General features: G+C 64.6%; 20 protein-coding genes. 16 read left to right on the forward strand and 4 right to left on the reverse strand.

Annotated elements, in window-relative coordinates; translation table 11 throughout:
- Both QRN59_RS02770 and QRN59_RS02775 read left to right on the forward strand, forming a co-directional pair.
- Positions 1–1,662 carry a glycoside hydrolase family 32 protein gene (locus QRN59_RS02770; RefSeq protein ID WP_284980982.1) on the forward strand — a complete coding sequence of 554 codons (1,662 nt, stop codon included), beginning with the start codon at positions 1–3 and terminating at the stop codon, positions 1,660–1,662.
- 153 nt (positions 1,663–1,815) lie between these two features.
- Complete coding sequence (locus tag QRN59_RS02775) at positions 1,816–3,564, forward strand: phospho-sugar mutase (RefSeq protein WP_284980983.1); 1,749 nt, start codon at positions 1,816–1,818, stop codon at positions 3,562–3,564.
- 1 nt (position 3,565) lies between these two features.
- Here the strand turns inward: QRN59_RS02775 and nirD are convergent, their stop codons facing one another.
- Complete coding sequence (gene nirD, locus QRN59_RS02780; protein WP_284980984.1) at positions 3,566–3,937, reverse strand: nitrite reductase small subunit NirD; 372 nt, start codon at positions 3,935–3,937, stop codon at positions 3,566–3,568.
- Positions 3,938–4,217: 280 nt separating this feature from the next.
- Here nirD and nirB point away from each other — a divergent pair, with 280 nt between their 5' ends.
- The 3 genes from nirB to QRN59_RS02795 are packed head-to-tail and all read left to right on the forward strand — an operon-like array spanning position 4,218 to position 9,064.
- Positions 4,218–6,845, forward strand: coding sequence for a nitrite reductase large subunit NirB (gene nirB / locus QRN59_RS02785; protein WP_284980985.1), 2,628 nt, complete (start codon positions 4,218–4,220; stop codon positions 6,843–6,845).
- 13 nt (positions 6,846–6,858) lie between these two features.
- Positions 6,859–7,893, forward strand: a complete 1,035-nt coding sequence (gene cobA, locus QRN59_RS02790; protein ID WP_284980986.1) for a uroporphyrinogen-III C-methyltransferase — start codon at positions 6,859–6,861, stop codon at positions 7,891–7,893.
- Between the two features lie 10 nt (positions 7,894–7,903).
- Positions 7,904–9,064 carry a uroporphyrinogen-III synthase gene (locus QRN59_RS02795; RefSeq protein WP_284980987.1) on the forward strand — a complete coding sequence of 387 codons (1,161 nt, stop codon included), beginning with the start codon at positions 7,904–7,906 and terminating at the stop codon, positions 9,062–9,064.
- Here QRN59_RS02795 and QRN59_RS02800 read toward each other — a convergent pair.
- On the reverse strand, positions 9,061–10,518 hold the full coding sequence (locus QRN59_RS02800) for a sugar porter family MFS transporter (RefSeq protein WP_284980988.1): 1,458 nt from the start codon (positions 10,516–10,518) through the stop codon (positions 9,061–9,063). The two genes, QRN59_RS02795 and QRN59_RS02800, sit on opposite strands and share 4 nt — an antisense overlap.
- Positions 10,519–10,651: 133 nt before the next feature.
- Here QRN59_RS02800 and QRN59_RS02805 point away from each other — a divergent pair, with 133 nt between their 5' ends.
- From QRN59_RS02805 to QRN59_RS02840, 8 genes are all read left to right on the forward strand, one after another.
- The gene (locus tag QRN59_RS02805) at positions 10,652–11,662 is read left to right on the forward strand and encodes a LacI family DNA-binding transcriptional regulator (protein WP_284980989.1); all 1,011 of its coding nucleotides are present in this window, start codon (positions 10,652–10,654) and stop codon (positions 11,660–11,662) included.
- A 141-nt stretch (positions 11,663–11,803) separates the two neighbouring features.
- Entirely contained in the window at positions 11,804–12,703 is a 900-nt protein-coding gene (locus QRN59_RS02810) for an FAD-dependent oxidoreductase (protein ID WP_284980990.1), read from the forward strand.
- 200 nt (positions 12,704–12,903) lie between these two features.
- Positions 12,904–13,608 (forward strand): deoxyribose-phosphate aldolase, encoded by a 705-nt coding sequence (gene deoC / locus QRN59_RS02815; RefSeq protein WP_284980991.1) that lies wholly within the window; start codon positions 12,904–12,906, stop codon positions 13,606–13,608.
- A 51-nt stretch (positions 13,609–13,659) separates the two neighbouring features.
- Positions 13,660–13,884, forward strand: coding sequence for a hypothetical protein (locus QRN59_RS02820; RefSeq protein WP_284980992.1), 225 nt, complete (start codon positions 13,660–13,662; stop codon positions 13,882–13,884).
- A 355-nt stretch (positions 13,885–14,239) separates the two neighbouring features.
- Positions 14,240–14,695 (forward strand): hypothetical protein, encoded by a 456-nt coding sequence (locus QRN59_RS02825; RefSeq protein ID WP_284980993.1) that lies wholly within the window; start codon positions 14,240–14,242, stop codon positions 14,693–14,695.
- A gap of 87 nt (positions 14,696–14,782) precedes the next feature.
- The gene (locus tag QRN59_RS02830; protein WP_284980994.1) at positions 14,783–15,628 is read left to right on the forward strand and encodes a COG1361 family protein; all 846 of its coding nucleotides are present in this window, start codon (positions 14,783–14,785) and stop codon (positions 15,626–15,628) included.
- 1 nt (position 15,629) lies between these two features.
- Positions 15,630–16,130 (forward strand): hypothetical protein, encoded by a 501-nt coding sequence (locus tag QRN59_RS02835; protein ID WP_284980995.1) that lies wholly within the window; start codon positions 15,630–15,632, stop codon positions 16,128–16,130.
- Positions 16,127–18,565 (forward strand): beta strand repeat-containing protein, encoded by a 2,439-nt coding sequence (locus QRN59_RS02840; RefSeq protein WP_284980996.1) that lies wholly within the window; start codon positions 16,127–16,129, stop codon positions 18,563–18,565. Before QRN59_RS02835 ends, QRN59_RS02840 begins: the two co-directional genes overlap by 4 nt.
- Positions 18,566–18,611: 46 nt before the next feature.
- On the opposite strand, the gene QRN59_RS02845 is transcribed toward QRN59_RS02840, so the two are convergent.
- Together QRN59_RS02845 and mfd are read right to left on the reverse strand one after the other, a co-directional pair.
- A complete protein-coding gene (locus QRN59_RS02845) occupies positions 18,612–19,418 on the reverse strand; it encodes a metal-dependent hydrolase (RefSeq protein WP_284980997.1) in 807 nt (268 codons plus the stop codon).
- 3 nt (positions 19,419–19,421) lie between these two features.
- On the reverse strand, positions 19,422–23,147 hold the full coding sequence (gene mfd, locus QRN59_RS02850) for a transcription-repair coupling factor (protein WP_284980998.1): 3,726 nt from the start codon (positions 23,145–23,147) through the stop codon (positions 19,422–19,424).
- Between the two features lie 159 nt (positions 23,148–23,306).
- On the opposite strand from mfd, the gene QRN59_RS02855 reads away from it, so the two are divergent.
- From QRN59_RS02855 to nhaA, 3 genes are all read left to right on the forward strand, one after another.
- Positions 23,307–23,804, forward strand: a complete 498-nt coding sequence (locus QRN59_RS02855) for a DUF2505 domain-containing protein (protein WP_284980999.1) — start codon at positions 23,307–23,309, stop codon at positions 23,802–23,804.
- 1 nt (position 23,805) lies between these two features.
- Complete coding sequence (locus tag QRN59_RS02860) at positions 23,806–24,027, forward strand: SCO4848 family membrane protein (protein ID WP_284981000.1); 222 nt, start codon at positions 23,806–23,808, stop codon at positions 24,025–24,027.
- A gap of 183 nt (positions 24,028–24,210) precedes the next feature.
- Entirely contained in the window at positions 24,211–25,518 is a 1,308-nt protein-coding gene (gene nhaA / locus QRN59_RS02865) for a Na+/H+ antiporter NhaA (protein WP_284981001.1), read from the forward strand.
- Positions 25,519–25,531 lie beyond the last annotated feature (13 nt).

A 25,531-nucleotide genomic window follows, 5' to 3' on the forward strand; every position in this document is an offset into this window, starting at 1 on the left:
ATGCTCTACTCTCCCCAACGCTCGTTCCGGCCCGCTCGCAAGGCGGTACTCACCGTCGTCGCCGTCGTCCTGGCAATGTTCGCGAGCTCCTGCACCCCGACGCCGGACGCCTCGCCTTCCGCGGCGAACCCGCCGTCTGCCGTCGGAATAGCTGCCCCCGCACCGTCCGAATCGGACCCGTGGCGGCCCGCCGCGCACCTGACGGCATCGCAAAACTGGATCAACGATCCCAACGGGCTTGTCTACGAAAACGGCACCTATCACGCCTTCTACCAGCACAACCCACACGGCAACTTCTGGGGAGATATGTCGTGGGGCCACTCCACCAGCACCGATCTGGTGCACTGGACCCAACAGCCGGTTGCCATGGAAGGCTCCGCGAGCGAGGAAATCTTTTCCGGCGCCATCGTTCCGGACACCAACAACGCCTCAGGCCTGGGCACCGCTGAAAACCCACCGCTGGTAGCCCTCTACACCAGCTCATACGGCGACGGCGGGGCCCTGCCCAAGGGTAGCCAGGCGCAGTCCGTGGCCTACAGCCTGGACCACGGGACGTCATGGACCAAGTACAAAGGCAATCCGGTGCTCAGCCTGAAGCCTGCGTCGAACAACTTCCGGGATCCCAAGATCACCTGGTACGAGCCCGGCAAATATTGGGTCATGACCACGGTGGTAGCTGACGCCCAAGTGGTGAAACTCTTCAAATCCACGGACTTGCTGCACTGGAATTTCCTCAGCGATTTCTCGGGGGTGGGCGCCCAAGGCGGTCTCTGGGAAGTTCCCGAGCTGCTCCAGATGGACGTCGACGGCGGCAACGGACTGAAGAAGTGGGTCCTTATCGTGAGCATCAACCCCGGAGGCATCGCGGGAGGCTCCGGCATGCAGTACTTCGTGGGCGATTTCGACGGCACCCGGTTCACGGCAGAAAACGCGGCAAAGCCGGGCGACCCGCTGACGGACTCGCAATGGCTCGACCATGGAGCGGACTTCTACGCCGCCAACACCATCACTGCGGCTCCCGGTGGAAAGCCGGTATTGCTCGGCTGGATGGGGAATTGGGACTATGCGCAGTCCGTACCGAGCACCCCGTGGCGCGGATCCATGGCCATTCCCCGCCAACTCACCCTCGTAGCCACGGGAAGCCGCTTCGAGCTCCATTCGGCTATCGCCCAGGCTGCCACGGATGCGCTCACGGACGCAAAGACCAGTGAAGTACATGGCGAAAACCTCACTGTCGCTGACTCCGCGGAGTCCCTCGACAGCGACTTTGGATCCCGAACCCAGCTGATCGACGCCGAAATGGACGTTGCGGGCTCAGCAGACGCCGGATTGGTGTTACGGGGTTCGACAGACGGAAAGGCAGGCCTCCGCATCTCGTACAACCGCGCAACCCAGACTCTCAAAGTGGACCGCTCGGCGGCCGGTACCTCCAACTTCTCGACCAAATTCAGCCCCTACCACCAAGCTTCCGTGCCGATGAAGGACGGCAAGGTCCATCTCCGCATCCTTCTGGATTCCTCGTCCGTGGAGGTCTTCACACAAGACGGATCGACGGTCATCTCGGACATCTTCTTCCCGCAATGGGGCAACACCCGTGCGGCCGCCTTTAGCACCGGAGGCACCGCGAGCTTCAGGCTCAGCAGCACACGGATGCAACCCTGACGCTGTGCACTCCAACTAGCTCGCATTTGTTGTCGTTAAAACGCCTCACAACGACAACAAATGCGAGTCAGTTGGGGTGGGGCGACCGGACTGTGACGGCTGCCATAGCCCTTGACCTCGGCATTCATTCTCTTTGACGATAGCTTTATCCCTATGACATCGAGCGATGCCGAATTTGAAAAGCTGATATCCGACGCTGGCGAGTGGGCTGCCCAGGACCCGGACCCGATCACTGCGGCAGCACTGGCCGAACTGACCGGACTCGCCTCCAGCGGCGTCGCGGCGGCCCGTCAACAGCTTGAAGACAGCTTCAGTGGAACACTGCAGTTCGGTACCGCGGGACTCCGAGCAGCGCTCGGTCCTGGCCCCAACAGGATGAACCGCGTGGTGGTGCGGCGGGCAGCGGCAGGTTTGGCGGCCTTCCTCAAGGACGCCGTTGAGGCGGCTTCCCCCGGAACGCGGCCGCGCGCCGTCGTCGGCTATGACGCGAGGCACAACTCGGATGTCTTCGCTCTAGAGTCCGCCGCCATCTTCACGGCCGCAGGAATCGACACCTTCCTGATGCCCTCAGCGCTTCCCACCCCGCTGTTGGCTTACGCGGTCCGTTCCCTTGATTGCGACGGCGGCGTCATGGTCACAGCGAGCCACAATCCGCCGCAGGACAACGGATACAAGGTGTACCTCGGTGGCCGGGCCGTGGAGGAAAGCGGGCGGGGATCCCAGATCGTGGCACCCTACGATTCGCAGATCGCCGCAAGCATCGAAGCCGTGGGCCCTTTGGATTCCGTTGAACTGGCCGAATCCGGCTGGACTGAGCTGCCCGATTCCATCACCGGCGAGTATGAGGCCGCGATGGCGGCCCTGGCCGACGTCGAAAACTTCCCTGCCCGTGAGCTGAAGATCGTCTTGACCCCCATGCATGGCGTGGGCGGTGAGACTGCGGTGTCCGTACTTAATGCGGCAGGCTTCATGGACGTCTCGCTCGTGGAAGAGCAAGCAGCACCGGATCCGGACTTTCCCACGGTCAGTTTTCCCAACCCGGAAGAACCCGGCGCACTGGACCTGGCCTTGGCGGCAGCGGCGCGCTCGGGGGCCGACATCGTGCTGGCCAACGACCCCGACGCCGACCGTGCGGCTGTAGCGGCAAAGGACCCTGATACTGGTGCTTGGCGGATGTTGCGGGGTGACGAAGTAGGCGCCCTGCTCGGGGCACATGTTGTGGCCCGGCACGCCGCGGACGCCCGGCAAGGCGACTCGAGCCGGGGCGTTTTTGCCAATTCAATCGTCTCGTCCCGGCTGCTTTCCCGCATCGCGGCGTCAGCAGGCTTCGCCCATGAGGAAACGTTGACGGGATTCAAGTGGATTTCCCGGGTGCCGGGACTTGTGTACGGCTACGAGGAAGCCTTGGGCTACTGCGTGGCGCCCGAACTCGTCAGGGACAAGGATGGCATTTCCGCCTCCTTGCTCATTGCCGAACTGGCGGCGGCGGCCAAGGCCGAGGGAAAAACGATCTTCGACACCCTGGACGAGATCTACCTTGTGCACGGCCTGCATGCGAGCGACCAGCTCAGCATCCGGGTGGCTGACCTTGGTTTGCTGGACGCCATGATGAACCGTCTCCGGGCCGATCCGCCGGAGTCCTTCGGCGGTTCCGCCATCGAGACCTTCGTGGATTTGGCCGAGGGAAGCGAACAACTGCCGCCAACGGACGGCCTCCTCTACCTGACCAAGGACCTGAGCCGCGTCATCATCCGGCCCAGTGGCACCGAGCCAAAACTCAAGTGCTACCTGGAGGTCATCAAGTCGGTCGGTTCCGCGGCGGAACTCGCAGAAACCCGGCACGCCGCGCGGACCACTTTGGACCACATACTCGCCGACGTCCGTGAAGCGCTGGGACTCTAGCCTAGAGTTCGACTTCGATGAAGCCGTCAACCATGCGGGTCTTGAATGCCGGAAGCCGGAGCCCGGGGTTGGAATAGCACTCGCCGGTCTGCAGGTCGTAGACCTCCTTGTGCAACGGCGAGGCGATGGTGGGGCGTGATCCCCGGGAACCGGTGATGCCGCGGGCCATGACGTTGGCCAAGGTTGCAGGGTCCTGCTGGGCTACTGCGTAGACATTTTCGGCGTCGACGCGGAAGAGCGCCACCTGCACGCCGTCTATCAATGCTGCCTCGCCCCAAGCCGGCTCAAGCTCGTCCAACGGGCATACGCGGTGCCAGCTGGACGCCGCCGGCGCGCTCGTCAGTTGTTCTTCCCGTTCCAGAATGACGGTCATGTCAACCCCTCTCGCTATGCCTGCGGCCGGACAAATGGTGTCCGTTCCTTTCAGGCGTTGGCCGCCAGGCGGCCATACCTTCAAGGTAGGCGGGGAGTGTTTCACCGGAACGCAGTCAATGTGTCCGGTGCGTAAAAGAGACCTCACACGTCCCGACATCCAATCGTGACCCAGAAGTTAAGACCACGAAACAAAAGGGAAACTGAAGAGAAACTGCCCGTCCGTAGTCTGAAGTGACAAGTTGCGGAGCACGTTCTGCGGCGTATGCGAAAGGCCACCAGTGACCGGACACACTTCCACCCCAGAAAACCAGCGCCGTATTGTTGTCGCCGGCGGAGGCCCTGCGGCCCACCGTTTTGCCGATGCCATGCATACCCGCGGTCTTGAGGGCTGGCACGTCACGGTCCTGACCGAGGAAGAGCACGTTCCCTATGACCGGGTCACGCTGAGCAAGGCGCTGACCGATGTCGACTATGACCTCACCTTGGGCGACATGTCCATGTGGGAGCACGAGGCCATCTCCCTGCGCACCGGCGAGCGGGTGGTCAAGATCAACCCCGAGGCCAAGTCCGTGGAAACCGCCGCCGGCAACACTTACGACTACGACCACCTGGTGGTGGCCACCGGCTCGGACGCGGCAGAGCTCCCCTTCCCCGGCGGCGAGCTCGCCCATGTCTACCGCACCCTCGACGACGTCTGGGCCATCAACAAGGCCATTGCCGAACTCACGGAGAAGCTCGGCCGGACCGCCAAGACCGTGACCATCGGTGGCGGCCTCCTCGGCCTGGAAGCGGCGGCCGGCACCATGGAGTTGGGCGCGCAGGCCACCGTCATCAACGGTTCGCGCTGGCTCATGAACGCCCAGCTGGATGAGGGCGCCGGCCAGGCGCTGGGCCGGCTGGTCACAGCCAAGGGGCTCGAAGTTCTTACGGGAACCTACCCCGCCGAAGTATTGTCCGACGACGACGGCCAGGTCACCGGCGTCCTCATGAAGGACGGCCGCATCGTCCCCGCCGACATGGTCATCGCGTCCATCGGCATCCGTCCCCGCGATGAACTGTTCCGCGCCGCCCAGGACCCCGCGGAGGGCAAAGAACAGCTGTTCGAACTGGGAAAGAAGGGCGGCGTGGTCATCAACGACCACTGCGCCACCCCGGTCCCCGGCATCTGGGCCATCGGTGAGGTCGCGAACTTCGGGGGCATGTGCCTGGGGCTCGTGGCGCCGGCGAACACCATGGCCGAGATCGTGGCCGACCGGCTCCACGGCGGGCAAGCGACCTTCCCCGGCTTCGACACCGCCACCAAGCTCAAGCTCTCCGGCGTGGACGTGGCCAGCTTCGGCGACGCGTTCGCCAGGACCGAGCACTCCCTGGAGATCGTCTACGCGGACCCGGCCCGGGGCGTGTACCAGAAGATCGTCACCACCGACGACGCCAAGACCCTGCTCGGCGGCATCTTCGTCGGCGACGCCACCCCCTACATGAGCCTGCGCCCCCTGCTCGGCCGCGAACTCCCCGCCGAACCCGGCGCGTACCTCACCGCCGCCGGGGGCGGGGACGCCCCCGACACCGAACTGCCCGACGACGCGATCCTGTGCTCCTGCAACAACGTCCCCGCCGGGAACATCCGCGACGCGATCAACGGCTGCGGTTCCTGCGAGGGCAACGCCCCCGTCCGGGAACTGGGCGAGCTGAAGGCCTGCTCCCGGGCCGGCACCCAGTGCGGCTCCTGCGTGCCGATGCTCAAGAAACTCCTCGAAGGGGAACTGAAGAAGTCCGGCATCGAGGTCTCCAAGGCGTTGTGCGAGCATTTCAGCCTCTCCCGCCAGGAACTCTTCGACGCCATCCGGGTCCTGGAACTGGACTCCTTCGAAGACATCCTGGCCAAATACGGCACCGGCGCGGGCTGCGATATCTGCAAGCCGACCATCGCCTCCATCCTCGCCAGCCAGAACAGCGAATACGTCCTGGGCGCCGGGCGCGGCACCCTGCAGGACACCAACGACCGCGCCTTGGCCAACATGCAAAAGGACGGCACCTACTCCGTGGTCCCGCGCATCGCCGGCGGCGAAATCACCCCGCAGGGCCTGGGCGTGATCGCCCGCGTCGCGGAGAAGTACGGTCTCTACACGAAGATCACCGGCGGGCAGCGCATCGACATGTTCGGCGCCCGCCTCGAACAACTCCCGGAGATCTGGAAGGAACTCGTCGAGGCCGGCTTCGAATCCGGCCAGGCCTACGGCAAGAGCCTGCGCACCGTGAAATCCTGCGTGGGCTCCACTTGGTGCCGCTTCGGCGTCCAGGACTCGGTCGCCATGGCGATCAACCTCGAGCTGCGCTACCGCGGCCTGCGCAGCCCGCACAAACTCAAAATGGGCGTCTCCGGCTGCGCCCGCGAATGCGCCGAAGCCCGCGGCAAGGACGTCGGCGTGATCGCCACCGATAAAGGCTGGAACCTGTACGTCGGCGGCAACGGCGGATTCCTGCCCGCCCACGCGCAACTCCTCGCCCAGGACCTGGACGACGACACCCTGATCAAATACATCGACCGCTACCTCATGTACTACATCCGCACCGCCGACCGCCTCCAGCGCACCGCCCGCTGGCAGGAAGAACTTGACGGCGGCCTCAAACACATCGAAGACGTCATCATCCACGACTCCCTCGGCATCGCCAATGACCTCGAAACCGCCATGGCCCGCCACATCGACACCTACCAGGACGAATGGGCCGAAACCCTCAAAGACCCGGAACGGCTCCGCCGCTTCCGCTCCTTCGTCAACGCCCCCGACCAGAAAGACGAAGCCATCGCCTTCGTCCCCGAACGCGGCCAGATCCGCCCCGCCACCAACGAGGAAAAAGGCGGCGTCCTCATCGCCAGCACGATCCCCGTTCGCGGCCAGGACTAAGGAGCAAGAAGCCATGCAGCTCACCATCGACCTCACCAGCCGCGACGTTCTGGTCACAGGCTCGGCCCACGCCGCACGGCAGGCCGTCCGGCGCTACGAAGCCGCCGGCGCCGTCGTCCATCGGCTCAGCACCCCCGACGGAGCCGACGCTGACGGCCCGCTGCCCGAACGCCCGTTCCTGGTCGCGGCCGTCGACGATGGCCAGCCCGGCTGGGAACCCCTGCTCGAACGCTGCAGGCAAGCGGGGATCCCCGTCGCCAGCGAACCGCCTGCAGGCGAGCCAGGCCACGTCACCCTGGTGGGCGGCGGCCCAGGCGCCCTCGATCTGCTGACCACAGGCGCGGTCAACGCGCTGCGGGACGCCGACGTCGTCTTCTACGACCGGCTTGCCCCCTACGCCGAACTGGCGCAATTGACGTCCGGGGAAATGGTGGACGTCGGCAAGCGCCCCGGGCACCACAAAGTAGCCCAATGCGACATCGAAAAACTCATGGTCGACGCCGCCCTGGCCGGCAAGAACGTGGTCCGGCTCAAGGGCGGTGACCCCTATGTGTTCGGCCGCGGCGGCGAAGAAGTCAGCGCGTGCGTGCAGGCGGGCATCCCGGTCCGCGTCATCTCCGGCGTCACGAGCGCCATCTCGGTCCCGGCCGCCGCCGGCATTCCGGTCACGCACCGCGAGGTCAGCCACATGTTCACGGTTGTCTCGGGCCACGCACCGCTCACCGAGAAGGAGCACACCCACTTGGCCGGCCTCGGCGGGACTATCGTGGTCCTCATGGGCATCGGAACCCTCCCCCAACTCGCCGCCGGGCTCCGCCGGGCCGGGATGGACCCCGCAATGCCAATGGCCGTCGTCGAACGCGGCTACCGCCCCGGACAACGCACTACCATCGCCGAACTCGGCACCATCGAAACGGCGGCCGCTGGCTGCACCAACCCCGCCGTCCTGGTCATTGGCGAAGTAGTCCGGGTGGCCGAATCCAACCGCAATCACACCGAAGCCACCGCCGACCTCAACCTACTCGCAGCTTCCCTCCTTGAAGCCTGAAAGAACACATATGACTACGTTGAATGCCCTAGATTCCATCGATGCGGGCTCGCCGTTGGCCACCCCCGCACCAAATGACGATGCGCCGCTGGACGGTTTCCGCATCGGGGTGACTTCACACAGGCGTTCACGTGACTTGATCGAGGCGCTTGAACGGCGCGGCGCTTCCGTGTTGCACGCTCCCGCTTTGAAGATCGCGCCGGTCCAGGAAGACATCACGCTCATCGAGGACACGAAGACGATCATCGCGGCCAAGCCCGATATCTGCATCGCCACCACCGCCTACGGAATGCGGCGCTGGTGTGAGGCCGCGGACTCTTTCGGCATCGGCGAGCAGCTTCTCGACGTCCTCGGTGCCTGCCGCATGTTCGTGCGGGGACCAAAAGCCCGCGGTGCGGTCCGCGCGGCAGGCCTTGCCGACGTCGGGATCAGCAGTGACGAGACCACCGCCACACTGGTGGACATGCTCCTTCAGGAAGGCGTCCGAGGCAAGACCGTCGCCGTGCAATTGCACGGCTACACCGATGTCCGCCAGTTGGAGCGCCTCCGGATGTCCGGCGCGACGGTCCTCACCGTCACCCCCTACCGTTGGGTAAAGCCCGACGGCGAAGACAAGCTGCCGCGGTTGATCGAAGCCGCCTGCAGTGGAGACTTGGACGTGCTCACCTTTACGAGCGCACCGGCCGTGGACGCCATGTGGAGCACTGCCCACGAAATGGGCATGTACCGCCAGCTGATCGAGGCCCTCAAGACCCAGGTGACCGTCGCCGCCGTCGGGCCCGTCACGGCACAGCCGCTGATCGACGCCGGACTCGCCCCCCTCATCCCGGACCGCTACCGCATGGGTGCGCTCATCCGGCTCGTCACCGAACACCTGGCCCTGAACCATGTGCGCCGGCTCGACACTCCTGCGGGGAACATCGAGCTGCGCGGCCGCTGTTTGAAGATCAATGGTTCCGTGGTGGAGCTGGCCCCGGCTCCGCTGCTCCTGCTGCGGGCGCTTTTGGGAGCCGGGGGCGCGGTGCTGTCCCGCGAGGCGCTTTCCGATCTTCTGGAACTGCGTGGCTCGGTCCATGCCCTGGACATGACGGTGAGCCGTTTGCGGTCGTCGCTGCCGGACGGAAGGCTCGTGGAAACCGTGGTCAAACGGGGTTACCGGCTCCGCGTCTAGCCCTGGTTCTTGTGGACCAGGTAGATGGCACCGGTGGTGACGTCTTCCTCGAGTGCTTCCAGGGTGCGGCCACGGGTTTCGGGGACCTGCTTGACGACGAAGACCAGGGCCAGCGCCCCGACGACGGCGAAGAGGAAGAAGGTGCCGGTGATCCCGATCCCCGCGACCAGCGACGGGAAGAACAGCGAAAGGAAACCGTTGACGACCCAGAGGAAGAAGATCGAGACGCCGGTACCGAAGCCGCGCATGTGCAGCGGGAAGACCTCCGACAAGTAGACCCACACCGCCACGTTCAGGAACGTCTGCATGGACCCGACGAAGGCAACCACCAGGAAGAGGATCACGTACGGGCGGATCGGGTTGCCCACGGGCAACATCATTGAGGCGAACCCGATGAGCAGGTGGCAGCTGGTGGTCAGCGTGAGACCGAGGATGAATGTCTTGCGACGGTCGATCCGGTCCATCAACGACAAGGCGATGACGCCGCCGACCACGGCGATCACGCCGGGCGCGATGTTCGCGATGAGCGCGCCGCTCTCGTTGAAGCCCGACTCGACGAGCACGGTCTGTCCGTAGTACATGATCGAGTTGATGCCGGTCAGCTGTTGGGCGACACCCAGGCCGATGCCCACGAGCAGGATGCGGAACAGGTTCTTGTTACTGAAGACCGCACGCCAGCCGATCTGTTGGCTTTCTTGCTCCTCCTTGGCGACGTTCTCGACTTCGCCAAGCTCCGCAAGCGCACGGTCCTCTGAGCGGACGGACCGCAACACTGCGAGGGCCTCATCGTGCCGGCCTTTCTCCACGAGCCAGCGCGGGGACTCGGGCACCCGGAGCATACCGAAGAACAGCGCGATCGCCGGCAACGCGCAGACCGCAAGCATGATGCGCCACACGCCGGGGACGTCGCCCCACACGATGCCGATGATGGCGTTGACGACGAAGGCCGCCAGTTGGCCGACGACGATCATGAGCTCGTTGCGGCCCGCCAGGGAGCCGCGGATCTCATACGGGGCCATCTCCGCCAGGAACACCGGGACCACCGCCGAGGCGCCACCAACGGCGAGGCCGAGCAGGATGCGACCGACGACGAGCACCCCGAAACTCGGTGTGAACACGCACACCAAGGTGCCGAGGAAGAACAGCACCGCCAGCAGGATGATCGTCTTACGGCGCCCCCACCCGTCGGAGATGCGTCCGCCCGAGAGCGCGCCGAGCGCCGCCGCGAAGACGAGCGAGCTGGCAACGATGCCCTCGGTGAACGGCGTGAGCGCGAGTTCGGCCGTCATCGGCCTCAGGGCGCCATTTATGACACCCGTGTCATAGCCGAACAGCAGGCCACCGAAGGTGGCGATCAGGGCGACCAGGCCAAGGCGCTGACGATGCGGGCCGTTGGTCAAAGGTGGAAGCGCGACGGCGCTGCCGGCTCTACTGTGATTTTGAGTAGCAGACATCAGGACTCCTTTGTCTTGTGGTGCGGGTCATACACCCGCCCTGAACACCAGACTAACGCGCGAAAGACCCAAATGTAAGGTCAAACTAACAAATGACTTAATTGAGGCTTCTTCGCCATGGGAAGATGAGGGCATGGGTCCAGACCGGCAACTCCGTCCCGCAACACAGAGCGATGTGGCCCGCGAAGTCGGAGTTTCCCGGACGCTCGTGTCTTTCGCCTTCCGGGATGCTCCCGGTGTCAGCGACGAGACCAAGCAGGCCATCTTCGACGCTGCAAAACGTCTCGGCTACCGGCCCAACGCGGCCGCCGCCGATCTGGCGCGCAAGCATCGCTCCGCCGTCGGGCTCTATTTGATGGACATCCACAACGAGGTCTATGCCGACATCCTCAGCGGCGTAAGGATGTCACTCCCCCAGGCCCGCAACCGACTCATCCTGAGCGTCTCCCAGCCTATCGACGGCGTGGATCCGGGAGCCGTGGACTCGCTGATCGAGGCACGGGTAGGGATCATCATCGCCGCAACGCTACTGGACCCGGACGAACGAGTGCGGGAACTGGCCCAAATAGTCCCCATCGTCAGCGTCGCGCGGCCGGTACCGGGCGTCGACAGCGTGTATTCGGACGACGACGCCGGCGCCCGCGCCGCCACCGAACACCTCCTCAGCCTCGGACACACCCGGATCGCGCACCTTGGCGGACCCGATTATGACGGCCATACCGTCCGCCGAAGAAGCTATGAGAAAACAATGCGCGACGCCGGCATGGTTCCTTGGACCGTACCGGCAGACGACTTTACACAAGATGCCGGCCAGCGCGCCGCCGCCGAACTGCTTGACTCCGTGGACCGTCCGACAGCAATTTTCACCCACAATGACCTGTTCGCCTTGGCGGCACGCGAAGCCGCCTACGCGAGGGGCCTGGCCATTCCCGGGGACCTGTCGCTGGTGGGCTATGACAATTCACGAACCGGCCGGCTCCACGGCATCGACTTGACCTCGGTCGACCTCCACGCTGTGGAACTGGGAAGCGTCGCCGGAGCCGTGGCAATGGACCGGCTCAACAATCCCGATGCCCCCATCGCAGACGAGCGCCTCACGCCGGAGCTGGTAGTCCGCAGCTCAACGGCGCCCGCCCCCATGTGACCCAGCTCATTACCGGCTGGTAACCATCAGGGAACGAGTCCCCGCCAAATGGCAACAACAGGGAAACACCACCGAAAAACCCCGCGCCTACGCTGGGCACAGGCACATCCACCACAGCTCAGTTCAGCGAAGGGACCCACCATGTCCATCACCCCGTCCGCAGGCTCCATCCACCTCGTCATCGCAGGAGCCGGGCCCGCAGCCCAGGCCCTCGTCCGTCGGCTGACAGGCAGCAGCACTACTTCGCGACAGCCCGGAACGGCAGCGTTCATCGGCACCATCACGGTCCTGAGCAACCGCGACGAGTGCCCCGACGCGCTCCTGGAGCTAGCAGCCCTCCCCCAGGTCTCCGTGCGTTTCGGCCAGGCCGCGAGCTTCATCGATGTCCAGGCCCGCACGGTGACGACCACCGAAGGCCTCGAGTTCCCTTACGATCAGCTGGTGATTGCCACCGGCTCCTCCCCCATGCACCCGCCGGTCCAAGGCGCGGCCCGCAGCCTCAGCTACTCCACGATCGACGACGCCGAGCAGATCGGCACCGCGGTCAAGGACATCACCAAGGTCCTGGGACGTCGTCCGCTGGGAATCTTGGTTGGCACCGGTCCGGCAGCCGGCCAAGCCGAGGCGGTCCTGCGTGCCCGCGGAGTCCGGCCAGTCCGCACCACCTTGCGTCCAGCTGCCGTCATGCCTTCCGTCGCCGGTTCGGTCCTGCCGGCTACCGGGATCGTCTTCGAGGACGGAAGCAGCATGAACGGCGATCTTGTGGTGCTCGCGGAGGAACGGCTCCCCCGCAACGCGCTCGCTGAAAGTGCAGGCCTGCAAACAGCTCCCGACGGCGGCATCAGGGTGGGGCGCGACTTCGCCACTTCGGTGCCCGGCATCTGGGCGATCGGCGACGCCGCCTCCCGTGACGGCATGCGCCTCGGGCTCGTCTTCTCCTCGAATGCCGCAGCGGCACACTGCGCCGCCCGGCTTGAGGAAGACGCCAGGCTCCATGCTTCCAGTCCCGAACGGTCCCGGCGTTCCGCCGTCGCGGCCTGAGGCGGCCTGGGGGTCTGAGGCGGCCTGGGGGGGGTCTGAGGCGGGCTGGGGCGGGCTGGGAAGCCAGTCTCAGGGGCCCAATACCCCGCCCCGCCGGCCCCTCTGGGGGAGCCTCCACGGCGGCGGGGCAGTGTGGCAAGATGGTCATTTGACGAGCCGCGACCCTTGCGGCACACCGGGCCCGCCACGGAAGGACCTCCATGAGCAACGAAGCCTCCACCGCACTGGACAACAGTGCAAGCATCGCTTCATACATCGACCACACTCTTCTCAAGCCGGAGGCCAGCGAAGCCGAAGTGCGCCAAGTGTGTGCCGAGGCGGCCGAGTACAAGTTCAAGTCGGTGTGCGTCAATCCGATTTGGGTCAAGACCGTCACGACGGCACTCAAGGGTTCCGGAGTGCTCACGTGCTCGGTTGTCGGCTTTCCGCTGGGCGCGACTCCCAGCGATGTCAAGGCCTTCGAAGCACGCGGCGCCGTATTGGATGGTGCAGATGAAATCGACATGGTGATCAACATCGCCGCGGCCCGTGCCGGGGATAAAGGCGCCTTGGTGGATGACATCACGACCGTAGCGGAGGCGGTCCACGCGGGTGGGGCCATCCTGAAGGTCATCATCGAGACTGCCCTGCTGAATGACGAGCAGAAGGTCCTGGCTTGCGAGGCATCGGTGGAGGCCGGGGCGGACTTCGTCAAGACCTCAACCGGTTTCAACGGTGGCGGCGCCACGGTGGAAGACGTGGCCCTCATGCGCAAGACAGTGGGCCCGGACCTCGGCGTCAAGGCCTCCGGTGGAGTACGTTCCCTGGCCGACGCACAGGCTATGATTACTGCTGGTGCAACACGTATCGGTGCGAGCTCCGGAATTGCCATCGTCAAGGGTGAACAAGGTTCATCCGCGTACTGATCTTCCCGGCAGCCGCCATAGTTTTGAGCCCCCCGGGGCCGAGGAGGAAGCATGTCCCAGAACGCCAGCCAGCCCATCGAAAAAGAGAACCCCCTGGGCCAGAGCATTCTGCTCTTTGTGATCAGCATGGTCCTGTTCCTCGGCGCCATCTACTCCCTGACTTTCCTGACGCTGGAGAACACGTGGCCGATGGCCATCTGCCTGGTCCTCTTTGGCCTCGCCTTCTGGATCCCGCAAACCATTCTTGGCCGCTCCAACTCGGCTGGCGAAAGCTAAGAACCAACTGCAAAACTGTGGCCCCGGACTTTTAGTCCGGGGCCACAGTAGTTTAAATGTGACTCCACCACTTCTGACCTCTTTTGAACCCGAACGACGGCGACACGCCCCAAAAAGGGGCGTGTCGCCGTCGTTCTCCCACCGAAGAAGGTCAGAAGTGGTGATCGAAACCAAGTAGTACCACTCATATTTGACTGCGAAAGACGGGTAACACCACTCGTTGTTAGTTAAAGACCGCCCATGCAAGCATTTGGGCATCGATTGAATGGGCAATCGAAGCAAGGGTTGGAAATTTCGAATTCATTGCCGCTGTCGCCTGTTCTGGGGAACACCAATTCAAAAAGGAGTCTCACTCATGCGCAAATTGAGCAAAAAAGGAAAAGTGTACGCGGCAGCGGCAACAGTTGCCCTCGTAGCAGCAAGCGGCGGAGCAGCCTACGCCTACTGGACCACCACGGGTAGTGGTTCGGGCGGAGCGGCCAACTCGGCCGGCGGAGGCACTGTCACCCTGTACGCGAGCTTCGCGGCTGGCCTGGCACCAGGCAACTCGACTTCTGTCGCCTACACGGCCGACAATGCGAGCAACACCGACACAGTTGTGGGAGCCCTCACAGCAACCGTATCCACGAGCGACCCGACGCATTGCCTCGCTTCCTGGTTCACGGTCACGGCCGTGACGTCGAATTCGCCCGTGGCACACAACTCAAACGGCACGTCCGTAGGCAGCGGCACATTGACCTTCCTCAACGACGCCGCCAACCAGGACGCCTGCAAGAGCGCCACGGTTACGGTCACGGTCGGCAGCCTCTAGCAATCCGGCTGGTGGGCCTGTCACGGGCCCACCAGCTTGTGCTGTCCCCGCAGAATCCACGCAGAACAAACCTAGAGGAGGCCCCCGGTGCCGAGCATTCCGGAGTTGTTCCACTCGCCGCTTCGCATCGTCCGTGCGGGAGCCAAAGTGCTTCTGGCCGGCCTTCTCTTGGTAACCCTCACATCGGGCGTCGTGCTCGCCGCCAATAGTAATGGCAACGGCACCCAAACCGCGCCAAAAGCCATCACGCTGCAGCTTGCACCCACCAGCAGGTCCGTCACCCAGGGGACGCCGGCAAGCTACAACGTCGTGGTCCAGCCCTCGGGCGGCTTTATTGGCAATGTCTCACTGACAGTCTCGGGCCTGCCGGCAGGTGCCACAGCATCGTTTTCGCCCGCGGTCGTAGCCGTCGGATCCGGACCAGGGTCAGCGACCCTCAACGTGTCCACTACATCCGCCACGCCCTTGGGAACCTACTCCCTGAGCCTCAAGGGCAGCAGCGGGACGGTACAGTCCGCCGTCGTCGTCGTTTCCTTGACGGTGACCGCCGGCCAGCACCAACCGTTCACCATCTCAGGCGGCCCCGCGGGAGTTCTCGCACCGGGCTACAGCGTGTCGGTTGATCTTCAGTTAGCAAACCCGGGCAATACCAACATCAACGTCACCGGCCTGACCGTATCCATCACGGGAATCACCCGGACCGCTCAAGCCGTGGCGAACAACAGGCCGTGCAATCCTTCGGATTACGTCATCACCCAATTCAGCGGCAGTTATCCGATTTCTGCCCCGCCAGGCAATTCCTCGCTCTCGACCAGCGGATTTCCGGCAATTCAGTGGCCGCAGATAAAAATGCTGAATAGCTCGCTCAACCAGGACGGTTGCAAAGGCGCAACCCTCCAGCTTTCCTACTCCGGGACGGGACAGGGCAACTGACATGAAAGCGAACAGGTGGAGGAGTGGTCGCAGCGTCAAAGCCGCGTTCCTGGCAGGCGCGCTCACCTTAGCGCTCGGCGCGGGGACGGCTTATGCATACTGGGCCACGACCGGCTCCGGCAGCGGCTCCGCTGCCGCCGGCGACATGCAGACTGTCACCGTGGACGCGCTCGTTCCCGGTGACACTCCGGCGTCGACACTGATCCCCGGCGGTACTGCCGACGTTGTGCTGCGGGTGACCAACCCGAACCCCTACCCGGTCCAAGTGTACAGCGTCACGGGCAACGGACCCGTCACCGCCGACACCGCGCATCCTGCCTGCACCACCACGGGCGTTACCCTCGCAGGCTCTCCCGGTCCACTCAGTCCGACCATTTCCATCGACGCGAATTCGACCGCATTGGTCACTCTTCCCGGGGCGGCGGGTATGGATGCGACGTCGCAGTCAGCCTGCCAGGGCTCCACCTTCCACCTTCCAGTCACGTTGGCGGTCCGAAAATGAGCATTCAACCGCGGCACCACATGCCCCGCGCCGCCAGCTGGCTGAGGACCCGTACCCCGTGGGTGCTCATCGGGATCCTCCTGGTGTCCGGCATCGGTTCCGCGGCCTACGCGTTCTGGCAGTCCATCAGCAGCAGCAATTTCGCCTCTGCTACCGGGGACGCCGTCATGCCCGGAAACAAGCCATCAGTCTCTGCCACGGGTGCCGATATCTCAGTGAACTGGACACCTGGTACGACGGCGGGCGGGCGCGCTGTTACCGGTTACACGGTTGCCCGGTACAACGCGGCCACGGGCGGATCCAAAACCCCTGCGACAGGCGCATGCGCAGGCACCGTTACGGTCATTAGCTGCGCCGAACAGAACGTCCCGGGCGGAATATGGTTCTACACCGTCACCCCGGTCATCGGACTCTGGACCGGCGCTGAAAGCGCGCGCAGCGACGCCGTCAGCAGTGACAGCACGCCGCCGGTGGCCTCCGTTGCGTCCATTTCCCCGTCGCCCAACGCGTCCGGCTTCAACAACAGCAGCCCTGTCATCGTCAATCTCACGGCCCAGGACAACACAGGCGGCTCCGGCGTCGCCTCGATCACCTACGCCGTTGATTCCGGCAGTCCGACGACGGTGAGCGCCGCCAACGCGGCCGTCACCGTGAGCGGCGACGGAACGCATGTCGTGACCTATTTCGCGACCGACAACGCAGGCAACGCCAGCGCCCCCCAGAATCTTGCGATCAAGATCGACACGGTGGCACCCGGCGCACCTTCGATCATTGTGCCCACGTATGTGAACAGTGCAAACGTTGCCGCTGTCCCAATCAACGGCACAGCTGAGCCCGGATCAACGCTGACCCTCACAATCACCGATCCCGGTGCCGCGCACACGCTGGCACGGACAGTGACAGTCAACGGCTCCGGAGCCTGGACGGCAACCGGCCTCGACCTGACCTCCTTGAACCAAGGCACCGTCACGTATGCCGCCAAAGCCACCGACGCTGCGGGCAACACCGGCTCCACTGTGACCGTCACCAGCATCAAGGACACGCTGGCCCCGGCCGTCCCGACGATCTCCGCCCCGCTGTACGTCAACAGCACCAACGTTGCCAACGTGCCAGTAAGCGGCACGGCGGAGGCTGGCTCGGCAGTCACGCTCGTCGTCACCGACGCCGGGGCCGCCGATTCGGTGACGCAGACTGCGACGGCCAACGGCACCGGTGCTTGGTCCACAACCGGGCTCAACCTGTCCGCGCTCAACCAGGGCGCCGTCACGTACACTGCCACCGCTACCGACGCCGCCGGGAATACCGGGGCTTCCGTCGCGGTCGCCAAAACCAAGGACACGCTTTCGGCCACTCCCACAGTCACTGTGCCTACCTACGTCAACAGCGCCAACGCGGGCAATGTGCCGGCAAGCGGAACGTCCGACGCCGGGGCGTCGGTCACACTCACCGTCACCGACGCCGGCTCCGCTCATACGGTCAGCCAGACTGTCACCGCCACTGGTTCCGGAACATGGTCAGTGACTGGCTTGAACCTCAGCACGTTCACAGACGGGAGTATTAGCTACTCCGCGACCGCCACCGATGCGGCCGGAAACGTCAGCGCCACCAAGACCACCACGAACACGAAGGACACGGTTTCCGCCACTCCGGTGGTCAGCGCTCCTGCCTATGTGAACGGTGCCAACGTAGCCAGTGTCCCGGTCAGCGGAACGTCCGACGCCGGAGCATCAGTCAGCCTTACTGTGACGGACGCCGGCACCCCCGTGCACACGGTCACCCAAACTGTCACCGCAAATGGCTCGGGGACGTGGTCCTTCAATGGACTCAACCTGGGCACGCTCAACCCTGGTGCCATCAGTTACTCGGCAACAGCCGCGGACCCGGCCGGAAATGTCAGCGCCGCGGGTACAGCAAGCAGCACGAAGGACGTCGTGGCACCCACGGTGACAGGGGTCGCACTGACGAACGGGGGAACTCTTGGAACGGCCGACGTCTTAGACTCGGTGACCATCACCTACTCGGAGCGCATGGATGCCACTAAGTTCTGCACAGCTTGGAATAACACCGGAACTCAGATTCTGAACAGCAACAACGATGTGGTTGTCACCCTCCAAGACAACGGAGCCAACGACACACTGACGGTCTCCAGCGCTGCATGCCCCTCCCTCAACATCGGGACAGTGAGCCTAGGCGGAAACTACATCAGCTCGGCGACGGCAACGTTCAAAGGCACCCAGGGCAATAAGTCGACTGTTCAATGGGATCCGCTGACCCTCAAGCTCACGATTGTCCTCGGCAGCTACAAAACCGGGACTCTAGCATCGAATGTTGTTGCCGGAACCCCGTCCTACACCCCGCTGTCGGGACTGTCCGACCTGGCTGCGAACCCGCTCAGCACAACGCCCTTCACCTCTCCAGGTACGTCGAGGTTCTGACGCCGGGCGCCCCGGCGTCAGAACCGGCAGGTTCTAATATCCACCGTCATCCACCCAGCCCCAACATGAGTGCCTGGAGGGCCGGCCACTGGTTCCGGAGCAATGCCCACGCCGCCAGGCCAAGTCCAACCATGGCGTAGCCGCTCACGGGAATCAGGACCAGCCATTCCCGCCGTGAGCCGGCCCTGCCAAGCAAGGGGATGGAGAATGCGCCGTTGGCCCGCCAGATCCCGCTGACCAGGGGCAGCTTGCGCCAGAACTTCGGCGGCTTGATGACGATCGGCCACAGCAGCGGCACTCCCCCGGTGGTGATCATGTCGCCCACAATATGGACTATGACGCCGGTGAGCATGGAGAGCGGTAACCAGCTCCACTGGTGCGGGGCGAACCACGTGACCAGCCCGGCCATGGCAAGACCGAAGACCCAGTTGGCGATCCACCCGGTATTCGGGAACAGCTTGAGGGCTTTGGCGGCCAGGTTGATCATGAACATGCACAACAGCCCGGCGCCCACCGACAAACGGCCCACCGGAGTATCCAGCTGGAACTGGGCAGCCATGGCTGCGAGCACCACGAAAGCCGAGGCGCCCAACAATGAATGCGTGCCCTGCCGGTGCCCGCCGCTGGCCTTCTCGATCCCGACGGCGATCACGTTGGACAGCGGCGGCAGCGAGTGGGCGATGGTGCTCGAGCGGTGGTCCCAATCGCAGACCAAAGCAGTCCCCGCCGTCGTCATCGCACCGATGAGGATTCCAGTGGCGTCCAGCGGGTACCAGCCCAAGGCGTACGGGCCGGTTGAAGCGATAGCTATCCACGCCGCGGCCCCGGACGCGGCGTGGTGTCCTCCCATCATCGCTTAGCCTGCGGTCTGCGAAGCGCTGGACGTCGGCGAAGCCGAGAAGATAGCTTCGATTACCGTGTTGGCCCACTCCAGGATCTCGGCGTCCTGCAGGTCGCGGCCGCCGATCCTTGCCGTCTTGGGCTTGGGGAGCAGCACGGCGTCGAGGGCCGGTTTGATCTGCGAGCCCGGGTACATGCGGTTGAGCCGCATGACCTTCGATTCGGGCAGCTGGGCAGGCGAGAAACGGATGAAGTTGCCTTGGAGAGCGACGTCGGACAGCCCGGCTTCGCGGGCACCCACCCTGAAGCGGGCGACGGCGATCAGGTTCTTCGCGGGCAGCGGCGGCTCACCGTAACGGTCCACGAGTTCAGCCAGAACCTCGTCGATGGCCTCGTTGGTGATGGCCGCGGCCAGTTTCCTGTAGGCCTCCAGCCGCAGTCGTTCGCCCGGCACATAGTCGTGCGGCAGGTGGGCGTTGACGGGCAGCTCGATCTTCATGTCGGCAGCCTTCTCTTCGGCCTCGCCGCGGTACTCGGCCACGGCTTCACCCACCAGCCGGATGTACAGATCGAAGCCGACCCCTTGGATGTGCCCGGACTGTTCCCCACCCAGCAGGTTGCCGGCACCGCGGATCTCGAGGTCCTTCATGGCCAACTGCATACCCGCTCCGAGCTCATTGTGGGCCGCGACGGCTTTCAGCCGTTCGAGCGCCACTTCGCCCAAGGGCTTCTCGGAGGGGTACAGGAAGTAGGCGTAGGCCCGTTCGCGGCCACGGCCCACGCGGCCACGCAGCTGGTGAAGCTGGGAGAGGCCGTATTTGTCCGCGCCGTCCACAATCAGGGTGTTGGCGTTGGAAATATCCAGGCCGGTTTCAATGATCGTGGTGCAGACCAGGACGTCAAAGCGCTTCTCCCAGAAGTCCACGATGATCTTTTCCAGGCGGCTCTCGGACATCTGTCCATGCGCAACTTCAACGCGGGCCTCGGGGACAAGTTCCCGGATCTGGGCGGCGATGCGCTCGATCGAGGACACACGGTTGTGGACGAAGAATACTTGGCCTTCGCGCATGAGTTCACGCCGGATCGCCGCGGAGGTCTGCTTGTTGGTGAACGGCCCGACGTATGTCAGCACCGGGTGCCGCTCCTCCGGCGGCGTGGCCAGGGTGGACGTTTCGCGGATACCGGTAAGGGACATCTCCAAGGTACGCGGGATGGGAGTGGCGCTCATGGCGAGGACGTCCACGTTGGTGCGCATCTTCTTGAGGGCTTCCTTGTGCTCCACACCGAAGCGCTGCTCCTCATCGACGATCACCAAGCCGAGATCCTTGAACTCGAAGTCCTTCGACAGTAGGCGGTGCGTGCCAATGACAACATCGACGGAGCCGTTCTTGACTCCCTCTATGGTTTCCTTGGCTTCCTTCGCACCTTGGAACCGGGACAGCGGCTTGACGCGCAAAGGGAATCCGGAGAAGCGCTCGGTGAACGTTTCGTAATGCTGCTGGGCGAGCAGCGTGGTGGGAACCAGAACTGCGACCTGTTTGCCGTCCTGTACCGCCTTGAACGCAGCCCGGACCGCGATTTCGGTCTTCCCATAGCCGACGTCGCCGGAGACTAGCCGGTCCATGGGGATCTCGCGTTCCATGTCGGCCTTGACCTCATTGATGGTGGTGAGCTGGTCCGGCGTCTCCACATACGGGAAGGCTTCCTCAAGTTCCCGCTGCCACGGCGTGTCCGGAGCGAAGGCATGCCCGCGCGAAGCCATCCGGGCCGAATACAGCCTGATGAGCTCGCCCGCGATTTCCTTGACGGCCTTGCGGGCCTTCGACTTGGTGCTCGCCCAGTCCGCCCCGCCCATCTTGCTCAACGACGGCGTGTCGCCCCCGACGTAGCGGGTCACCTGGTCCAGCTGGTCCGTCGGCACGAAAAGCCGGTCGCCGGGGGCACCGCGCTTGGACGCCGCGTACTCGAGCACGAGGTACTCGCGAAGACCGGCGTCTCCCCCGGACGGACCGGCAGAGGAGCCCGCCACCTTGCGCTGGATCAGCTCCACGAACTTCCCGATCCCGTGCTGTTCGTGGACCACAAAGTCTCCGGCGTGCAGCTGGAGGGGGTCGACTGCGTTGCGCCGTTTGGAGGGCATGCGCCGCATGTCCTTCGTGGACCCGGCCGATGTGCGGCCCAAGAGGTCCGCTTCCGTGAGCAGCCCCAGCTTAAGGCCGTCCAGGACAAAACCGCGTCCGACGGCGGCAGTGGTCACCTCGATGATGCCGGCCTGGGGCTCGTGGGCCAGGGATTCGACACGGGAGCACGGGATATCGGCGTCATGGAACAACTCGGCGAGACGCTGGGCAGGCCCGGGGCCATCCGTCGCCACAACGATGCGCCATTGGTCCCGCACGTGGGAGCCGATGAATTCGAGCATTTCCGCGACGTCACCCTGGTAGCCGCGCGGTTCACGGGCATGCAGGTTCAGGACGTCGATGTCGAGGACCAGTTCTTCGTCCGTCGCCAATGACGTGATGGACCACCAGGAGACACCGTGGGCCAGCGCCGCACTCCGGGTGTCCGTCAAGGATTGAAAGCTCGCCGCATGCAAAGCTGAAGCGGCTTGGGAGCCCAATACTGAGTCGAGGTCGAGGGGCGCCGTCCCGCCGTCGGACGCCGTGGACCAGGCCGCCTCAAGGAACTCTTCGTTGGTGGCCGCGAGGTCATGCGCGCGGGTGCGGACCTTCTCCGGTTCGATGACCACACCGATCGAACCGGCCGGCAGCTGGTCCACGAAAGGCACCATGGCGTCTACCAGGACCGGGGCCAAGGACTCCATACCCTCGACGGCGATGCCGCCCGCGATCTTTTCCAACATGTCCGCGGCGGCCGGCATCTCGGCCTTGAGCTTGGCGGCGCGGGACATGACCGACGGAGTGATGAGGATTTCCCGGCAAGGCGGGGCGTGCAATTCGCTGGGGTGGTGCACGGCCGGGCCGGAGAGTGAACGCTGGTCTGCCACGGCAAACCAGCGCATCTGGTCCACCTCGTCGCCGAAAAATTCCACCCTGATCGGGTGGTCCTCGGTGGGTGGAAAAACGTCCAAAATACCGCCCCTGACGGCGAATTCACCACGGTGGGTAACCATGTCCACGCGAGAATAGGCAGCGTCGGCAAGGCGGCGTACCACGTCGCTGAAGGGCATTTCCTGCCCCACCTTCAATGTCACCGGGACCAGTTCTCCCAGGCCCGCCACGACCGGCTGGACCACGGCACGAACCGGCGCCACGACCACCCGCAGGGGACCCGCCGTCGAGCTCTCCGGGTGGGCCAGGCGGCGAAGGACTGAGAGCCTGCGGCCCACCGTGTCCGAGCGCGGGGAGAGCCGTTCGTGCGGCAGGGTTTCCCAGCTGGGGAAGGCCGCCACCGAGTCCGCGGGAAGATAGGCAGCCAAGGCCGCGGTGAGGTCCTCGGCTTCGCGGCCCGTGGCCGTCACAGCCAACACCACAGCGCTGTCTTCAAGATCTTGGGTCGCGAGGCCGTCCGCCATCTCCGCCAGCAGTGCCGCCCTCAAACCCGTGGGCGCGCTGATCTGGTAGTCGCTGTTGCGTTCCCTGAAGGCCCGCGAAGCCTCGGGCCTGACCCGCGCGAACGTCCGGTCCTCACCCAGGGCACGCCGCAATCCATCTAGCGATGGGACTGTGCCGGCAGGGCTGATTCCGGAGTTGACCGCAGACGGTTGGCCTTTGGGGCTCATTGATGGCACTCCTCGGGAGAGGGAATTCGGATAGGGGACGGCAGCACGAAAACCCGAAATTCTCTCGAATCCCGGGGCGTTCCTAGCCTACCCCGACCACACCGTAGGATGTTTGGGAGCCGCAAGAGCTTTCAACCGAGATATTCACGGAGGACACCCATGGCCCTGAACGCATCCACCACCCTGCCCTACGGCGTCGACCGCGTAGCCGCTACTTTCATTGACGAAGACTTCCTGCGCCACACGAGCGAGTACGTCGGCGGCACACTGGAATCATTCCAGATCGACGGCGACACTTCCGGCGCATTCACCACCATCACGGTGCGCACCCTGCCCACCACGCGCCTCCCGGAGATCGCCCGCAAGTTCGTGGGCGAGAAGCTCACTGTCACCCAGACCGAGAAGTGGGATGCCCCGACGGCCGATGGCTCCCGGACCAGCAACATCTCCCTGAAGATCTCCGGCGCACCCCTTGATGTCAGCGCGGTGCAGCGCCTCGTGGCCGACGGCGGCAACACCCGCGTCGAGCTCGAAGGTGCCGTCACGTCGTCGGTTCCGTTCCTCGGCGGCAAGATCGCCGAAGCAGCCGAACCGATGGTGGGCAAGGCCTTGAACATCCAGTCCCGGCAGGCCCAGGCCTGGCTCGAAAGCCACTAGCGTGAAGCTGGCAGCCGGGCTGTCGGTTGTTCTGATCGTCGCGGGGGCATGGTCTCTGATCGTCTGGCCGCAGTTCCTGCGCCGCGTCATGGCCGACTCCCGTGCCCGCGACGCCAACGGGAAAGCCACGAAGTTCCTCAGGGTCCACGTCGTGCTGGTCACCATTTCCATGGTGTTCGGACTCGCGACGGCGGTCATCGGGATCACGGCGCTGCTCACGTAACGCTCCTTCCGGGCCCAACTAGCTCGCATTTGTTGTCGTTTTGACGCCTCATAACGACAACAAATGCGAGCTAGTTGGGGGCCTCGGCGGGGTGGGTGCGCCTTCCGCTAAAATGGAATACAGGTGCGCCGGGAAGTCTGGTCGGCAACAGTTTTGTCGACCCCACACTCCCCAAGGAGCCACATGGCGAACCGCCCGCACCCCGCTGCCCCTTCGAAGGTTTTCAGCCGCTCCAGCTTTCCCGAGTACCAACGGATCCTGGCTATTCTCCGCGCTGAAACCGTTGGTGGCGCACTTTTGCTCGCCGCTACCGTGGCCGCACTCGTCTGGGCAAACTCCCCCTTTGCCAATGGCTATTTCGCACTGCGCGAAGTCAAGATCGGCTACGCTCCCTGGCATCTGGAATTGACCCTGGGCCACTGGGCCTCCGACGGGCTCCTGGCCGTTTTCTTCTTCATCGCGGGGCTGGAGCTCAAGCGTGAATTCGTGGCCGGGGAACTGCGGAAGCCCGCAAAAGCGATCGTCCCGGTGACGGCAGCAGTGGGCGGTGTGCTCCTTCCCGCGCTCATCTACGTGGTCATCAACCTTGGCTCGGGCGCGGAAACACTCAAGGGTTGGGCCATCCCTACCGCCACTGACATCGCCTTCGCGTTGGCCGTCCTGGCGGTCATCAACACGCATTTGCCCGCGGCGTTGCGGACCTTCCTGCTGACACTGGCAGTGGTGGACGACTTGATTGCCATCGGCATCATCGCGTTCTTCTACTCGAGCGGCCTCGAGCCCCTCATGCTGCTGGCCGCCGCCGTGCCGCTGGCCCTCTTTACGGTCCTGGTCCAGAAGCGCGTCCGCAGCTGGTACCTGTTACTCCCCCTCGCCGCCGCCACCTGGGCCTTCGTTCACGCCTCGGGGATCCACGCCACTGTCGCCGGGGTCCTTCTCGGTTTCGCCGTGCCTGTCGTGGCCTCAGGCAAGAAGGGTGAGCCTGCCGCCGGACTCGCCGAAAGCTTCGAACACCGCTTGCGTCCCTTCTCCGCAGGCTTTGCTGTTCCTGTTTTCGCGTTCTTCTCCGCCGGCGTGGCTCTGGGCGGGGCAGAGGGACTAGGAACCGCCCTGCGCGATCCCGTAGCGGTTGGCATCATCCTGGCCCTCGTGGTGGGCAAGACGGCGGGAGTGTTCGGCACCACATTCCTCATCACAAAGACCACCCGCGCGCGCCTGGATGACGGTCTGGCATGGATCGACGTCGCTGGACTCGCCATGCTTGCGGGCGTCGGTTTCACCGTTTCCCTCCTGATCGCCGAGCTGGGCTTCGGTACCGGTTCCCCGCACGATGACCACGCGAAAGTGGCCACCCTCGCCGGTTCCCTCGCCGCGGCGGTGCTTGCCGCCGTCGTACTCAAAGCCCGTAACCGGCACTACCGCCGCGTGGCGCGGGAGGAACAAAGAGACGACGACGGCGATGGCGTGCCTGACGTTTTTACGCGGGCCTGAGGCACCTGGTCCC

The sequence above is a fragment of the Arthrobacter sp. efr-133-TYG-118 genome (assembly GCF_030209755.1).
Taxonomy (GTDB): domain Bacteria; phylum Actinomycetota; class Actinomycetes; order Actinomycetales; family Micrococcaceae; genus Arthrobacter.